This window comes from Blastomonas sp. (assembly GCF_041747255.1).
In the GTDB taxonomy this organism is placed as follows: Bacteria; Pseudomonadota; Alphaproteobacteria; order Sphingomonadales; family Sphingomonadaceae; genus Blastomonas.
The window spans coordinates 1-4,424 of the sequence record NZ_JBGTFM010000130.1 but is presented as its reverse complement, the minus strand read 5'-3'; the positions used below and the strand labels follow the sequence as shown (position 1 = coordinate 4,424).

The 4,424-nt window shown below is 60.6% G+C and carries 3 protein-coding genes and 1 pseudogene; 1 reads left to right on the top strand and 3 read right to left on the bottom strand.

Annotated elements, in window-relative coordinates; all coding sequences use genetic code 11:
• Positions 1-216: pseudogene (locus ACEW8G_RS04685) on the bottom strand (hypothetical protein); the annotation flags it as partial.
• A gap of 135 nt (positions 217-351) precedes the next feature.
• Between ACEW8G_RS04685 and queF the strand changes: the two are divergent.
• Positions 352-810, top strand: a complete 459-nt coding sequence (gene queF, locus ACEW8G_RS04680) for a preQ(1) synthase (RefSeq protein WP_373487288.1) — start codon at positions 352-354, stop codon at positions 808-810.
• 11 nt (positions 811-821) lie between these two features.
• Here the strand turns inward: queF and ACEW8G_RS04675 are convergent, their stop codons facing one another.
• A complete protein-coding gene (locus ACEW8G_RS04675) occupies positions 822-2,240 on the bottom strand; it encodes a fibronectin type III domain-containing protein (RefSeq protein ID WP_373487287.1) in 1,419 nt (472 codons plus the stop codon).
• Positions 2,240-4,424 (bottom strand): TonB-dependent receptor (locus ACEW8G_RS04670; protein WP_373487286.1); only part of this gene is annotated, 2,185 nt, incomplete at its 5' end. The genes ACEW8G_RS04670 and ACEW8G_RS04675, both read right to left, overlap by 1 nt.

Genomic DNA, 4,424 nt, shown 5'->3' with positions numbered 1-4,424 from the left:
GGGATCGGTGCGCGGCTGGGGCGCACGCGGCGGCGGGGATTCGGCGTCAACCGGCCCCTGCACATTGCTCGGTGGCGGTGGCGGTTCGCGGCCGGGGGGCAGCGAAAAGTCAGAGGGCGGCACGCTCTGTGCGGCGGCAGTTATGGACAGCACGGCCACAGCCAGCCCGCAGGCTGCCATCAGGCGCGTCGCACGGATATAAATTGTCGTCCCCATCTGTCCCTTGATCCGCCTGAACGGTGGTCCGCACCAAACTCAGGCTCGTAGCATCCTTGCCCGGCGCTGCAGTTAATCATGGCTGAACGCGGGCAAGCAGATGACATCAGCCGTGTGCCGCATTAGATGAGGCGCATGACCGATCAACCCCAAACCCGCTTTCTGGGCAAAGACAGCCCGATCCCGGCTTCGCCTGAGCAGGCGACGCTCGATTATGTGCCCAATCCGCGCCCGGCCAAGCCCTATCTGGTGCGCTTTGCCGTGCCCGAGTTCACATCGCTGTGCCCGGTGACCGGCCAGCCCGATTTCGCGCATTTGGTGATCGATTATGCGCCGCGTAAGGTGATGGTCGAATCCAAGTCGCTCAAACTGTTTCTGGGCAGCTTCCGCAACCATGCCGCGTTCCACGAGGATTGCACCGTCGGCATTGGCGAGCGGCTGTTCAGCGAGATGGTCCCGCACTGGTTGCGCATCGGCGGCTACTGGTATCCGCGCGGCGGCATCCCGATTGATGTGTTCTGGCAATCGGGCGAACCCCCGGCGGGACTGTGGTTGCCGCCGCAGGACGTGCCCGGCTATCGCGGACGCGGCTGACCCGCGCGGCGTTATTTGCCACGCGCAGTGCAGGGCGCGCCGTCGGGCCCGACATCGCCCCTGCAGGTGCGCAGCGGCAGCAGGTCGTCGGTCTGTTCGGTCAGCATCTTCCTGCCATCGGCGCCGCGTGTCATCTCGAAACTGTCATACAGCTTGCCTGATGCGGTATAGGCGCGAAAGCCGATCCTGTTCGGTTCGACATGAAAGACCTGATACAGTTCGGTATCTTCTGCCACGCGGTCGGGCTGGGTCAGCGCGCGGTTGTTAAGCGCATACATTTTCTTGCCGGTGACCGAGACAAGGTAAACCGGCCCCTGTGCTGCGCCCGATGCGCGTTTTGCGCGGCCATCGCTCGCCCCCTGTTCGGCAGTCAGGCGGCTGTAGCAATGGTCATGGCCCTGCAGCACCAGATCAACATCGTGCTTTTCGAACACCGGTTTCCACGCCGTTTTCAGCTCTGCAGTGTCATTGGGGCGCGCGCAGGTGAAGATTGGCTGGTGGAACAACACGACGTTCCAGTCGGCTTTGCTGGCGGCGAGTGTTGCATCGAGCCAGCGCGTCTGCGCATCGATGGTGCCCAGATCAATCGCCGACGTGCCGTCGAGAATGATAAAGCGCACTCCCTGATAATCGGCATAATAGGTCGTCGCGGCTGCGCCCTGCGCGCCATTGGCGGGCAGGGCGAAGCTCGCAGTCCAGTGCGGCCCCAACCGGCGCTTTTCGCTGCCATCGGGCTGGATGTCATCGACATATTCGTGATTGCCGGGGGCGGGCAGTTGCGGGATCATCGAGAAAGCGTAGCCGCCCGACTGCGTCCATTCGCCCCATTCATCATCATGCACCAGATCATCGCGCTGCGCGACCAGATCGCCTGCATGCACCGCGAGCGCCGGTGCTGCAGTGTTGAGGAACGCTTGACGGATGACCCGCGACCCGATGGGCAGGATGCCGTTTTGCGTATCGCCAAAATACAGGAAGGTGAACGGCTTTGCTTCAGCGGCAGCGGTGCGGAACTGCAGCCATTCGCTCCAGCCGTCCGCGCCCTTGACGCGGTACAGATAGGCGGTGTTGGGGGTCAGCCCGTCAAAGCGCGCATGGTGATAGCGTGACGGCCCGTTCTCGCTGGTCAGGTCGAGCGATGTGCCGGTCACCGGCATTGCGAACGATGCGATGCTTGGTCCATCGATGGCCGGCGCGATCTCGGCCATCGCTGCGGCCTGCCGCACATCTGTGCGCCAGGCGACTGCCATTGCGGTCGAAGGGTCGGCGCCCGGCGTCAGCACAACCCGATCCGGCAGTCCCTTGGCCGCATATGGCTGGCCGGGGGAGTGGGGCACGACAGTAACCGGTTCCTGTGCGAACGCCGCGCCGCTGGCGGCAACCGAAGTCGCGACCAGCAGCGCAACGGTACAGTCGAAAAAAGGCGTCATCAGAAGGTGGCGCTTATACCGAACTTCAGTGTGAAGCTATACTCTTCATATTGCAGCAACCGGCGACGATTGTTGAAGTTCTGGAAGGCGAAAAATGGCCGGTCGCCAATGTTGATCGCTTCGGCGAAGAGGCGGACGCCCGGTAGCACCTCGACGCGGCCACTCAGGTCGACCTGGAAATGCTCATCAACAATCCGGTCTTCATCGGCAGCACCGCCGATTTCGTCAAGATAGCGGTCGCGATAGGTGCCCGCAGCGCGCAGGCTGACTGGACCCTTCTCATAGCCGAGCACCAGGTTGAAGGTATTCTTGGACGCAGCAGGCAATGCGATCTCGCGGCCATCGAACAAGGTGCCCTTGGCATCGGTATAGGTGTAGTTGACGTTGACCAGAATGCCATCGAGCGGCGAGGGCAGGAAGTCGAGCACCTGCTGGTAGCTGAATTCGAAGCCTGTCACCGTAGCGTTGTCGCCGTTCAGCGGAATGGTAGCCTGGTCATAAGCGATGCCGTTGATCACGCCGCCGAACGGGTCGGTAGCCGGGTCCTCGAATGTCGCCGATACGATAAAGTCTTCGATATCCTTGTAGAAAAACCCGGCAGAAATCGCGCCGTTGCGCGAGAAATAATATTCTGCAGACAGATCAAAGCTCCAGGCCTTGTAGGGGCGAAGGTCAGGATTGCCGAATTCGCCCTGGCGCTCGTTGCCATCATTTTCCTCGACCACGAAACGCGGCGCAAGGTCGGAAAGATTGGGGCGGACCAGGCTGCGGAAGCCACCGGCGCGCAACACGACATTCGGTGCGGGTTCGTAACGCACCGTGATGCTGGGCAGCCAGTTGGTGTAATTGCGCCGGAACCCGTTGGGTGTGATGAACACGGCGTCCTCGTCCAGCTCGACACCGCCGCGTACCGCGCCTTCTTCGATGAGTTCGACCAGATTGGCGCGGATGTCATTGCGTGTGCGCTCAACGCGGACACCGCCGATGACCCGCAATTCCGCGCTGTCGTAACGACCAAGCAGGTAGCCAGCGAGGATATCTTCATCGACCGTGAAGTTTTCCACCGCCGAGCCGAATGTGCTTTCAATGGCATTGAGCTCAAATTGCCCGATATTGTCACGGAAGAAACGCGAGAACGCCCGCTTGTCCACCTGCGGTGAGATGTCGGCGAGACCAAATGTCTGCGGGCCGGTAAACTGGCTGAGCAGCAGATCGGGGCCATCAAACCCGTCATAGAACTCAAGATCGAAATTAAACGATTTCTCGCGCCAGCGCGACTTGGCACCGGCTTGCAGGGTAAACTCGCCCGAGGACAGGGCAAAACGGCGCGCGAGATCGGCACGCAGTGTGAACTCTTCGTCCTGCGCGTCCGACAAGGCAGTAAGCTCTGCCCGATTGAATTCATAAAGCGCCGGATTGGTAAATGCGCCGCGGCCGGTCGGTATCTCGAAACGCGGGATCATGTCATCGGTATAGTCGAAGTTGACGCTAAGCCCGTCGTCATCAAACCGCGAACGGAACCGCACAGGATCGACTGAGCCATTCTCACGCTCGCTCGATTTTGCCCATGCGCCCGAATAGGTGAATTTCCATGGCCCGGTTTCGGTCTCGCCGCCCAGTGAGATGGTGCGGATTTTCTGGCTCTCAAACCGGTCCTTGTTGTCCCGGCGAATTTCGATGCGACCGTCTTCGTCGGTGAAGAATGCTGTGTTGGCTGAGCCGCTGCGCGGCTCCTCATCAAAGATGAAAATCAACCGGCGCCGGAACTCCTGATCGTCGAACTGGCTGTAGAGACCACGCAGATAGAGTTTCGTCGTGTCGCTGAGGCGTGCATCGAAGTTCAGCGTGGCGCTGATGCGCTCGCGCTCGACGTCATAATCGCGATACTCGACTTCCTCGACATAATCGATCCCGGCATCCGATGTCCGCCAGCCTTCGGCCTCGACATTGTCGGTAGCAAATTTCCGCAGATAATATGAGACACCGCCCGCAACGCCAAAATCATCGCTTATCTTCTTGGAAAAGTCGAGGCTGAGGCGCGGCGTGAGGGTGTTCGCAAGATCATTGTAGCTGCCTTCAGCCTTGAGCGAAAACAGGTCTTTCTTGCGGTCAAAGGCACTGGTGGTATTGATCTCGATCGAGGCACCGATGGTATCGCCGTCCATGTCAGGCGTCAGCGATTTT

Bases quoted from the DNA above. Each gene is read 5' to 3' on its own strand.
- ACEW8G_RS04675 (WP_373487287.1), bottom strand. From the start codon at position 2,240: ATGACGCCTTTTTTCGACTGTACCGTTGCGCTGCTGGTCGCGACTTCG.
- queF (WP_373487288.1), top strand. From the start codon at position 352: ATGACCGATCAACCCCAAACCCGCTTTCTGGGCAAAGACAGCCCGATC.